Genomic DNA, 862 nt, shown 5'->3' with positions numbered 1-862 from the left:
GGACCAACGCTGGTCAGGCGTTCATTCTGTTCTTTCGTGAGCATTTTCTTCTCCCAAGTTTGCGGCAGCCGATGGCCACTCCGTGTTGGCGCAACAGGTTCAGGTCCTGAACATTGCGTGCCGAACGGCGGGTCAGTTTTGAACCCTGTCTCTCCCAGTTTGTAATCATTATAAATGTTCTGTCAAGCGGATCATATTCTGCTAGACAGAATACCGCGTAAATGCTAGGGTCGTTGTCATGGATGGATCGAGCGATGAAATGGATGTCGGCAGAGAGCGCGTTGAAGCGGTCGAACGCGCTATCGTGCTGCTGCAATGTTTCGAAGAGCCGGGAGAAGCCCTGACGTTGTCGGTGCTTTCCCAGCGCTCGGGTCTGTACAAGAGCACCATCCTGCGATTGGCAGGTTCGCTTTTGCATACAGGCTTCATGGATAGGGGCGCGGATGGACGTTATTTGCTTGGGCCTGAATTGCGCCGGCTTGGTGAACTGAGCCGCTCGAAATTCACGCTCGAAGCACTTATCAGGCCGGTGCTGCGTCATCTTACGACAATCACCCAGGAAACCGCGTCGTTTTACGTGCGTGATGGTGATGAACGTGTCTGCCTTTACAGGGAAAATTCTCCACGTAGCGCACGCCATCATCTGGAAGAGGGAACGCGGCATCCACTCGATCACGGCGCTGCCGGGGTGCTTTTAACCTGGTACGGTATGACGGCCGATTCCGAACGTGCGGTTGAACTGCGGGAAACCGGTTCAATTGTATCGAAGGGCGGACGCGATGAGGATCTCGCCGCGGTCGCAGTGCCGATCGTCAATCGGCATGGCGAATTGATAGGATCCTTGTCCGTGTCTGGACTGATA

Annotated in this window: 1 protein-coding gene; it reads left to right on the top strand. The window is 54.8% G+C overall.

Features of this window, described 5'->3' with window-relative positions; genetic code table 11:
• Nucleotides 1–238: 238 nt before the first annotated feature.
• Nucleotides 239–862: IclR family transcriptional regulator (locus ACXJ5O_RS28515; RefSeq protein ID WP_457302845.1), on the top strand; the 624-nt coding region annotated here is incomplete at its 3' end.

The organism is Phyllobacterium sp. P5_D12 (assembly GCF_054049495.1).
The sequence above is the reverse complement of the archived record's forward strand: the minus strand, read 5'-3'. Positions and strand labels throughout refer to the sequence as shown.